This is a genomic window from Pseudomonas sp. AC463, assembly GCF_979253585.1.
The window spans coordinates 1-264 of sequence record NZ_CEEDDZ010000714.1 but is presented as its reverse complement, the minus strand read 5'-3'; the positions used below and the strand labels follow the sequence as shown (position 1 = coordinate 264).

Genomic DNA, 264 nt, shown 5'->3' with positions numbered 1-264 from the left:
TCGAGCCGCTGGAGGCGACCGGGATCGCCTTCGCCGAAGTGTCCGCCGGGATGATCGCCAACCTGTTTCCCTGGGGGGGCGATTACGAGACCTCGGCGCGGCAGTTCAACCTGAACCTGCGCCGCCGCTACGAACGCGCGCTGGACTTCATCAAGCTGCATTATTGCATCTCCGAACGGCGCGACACCGAATTCTGGCGCGACAACGTCGCCGCCGCGTCGATCCCCGACTCGCTCCACGAGATGCTCGATCGTTGGCGGTACC

1 protein-coding gene is annotated in these 264 nt (G+C 65.2%); it reads left to right on the top strand.

All coding sequences use genetic code 11. The annotated features are described in order from the left end of the window. A partial coding sequence (locus AC0IYH_RS32065) for a tryptophan 7-halogenase (protein ID WP_471838338.1) occupies positions 1-264 on the top strand: 264 nt, incomplete at both ends.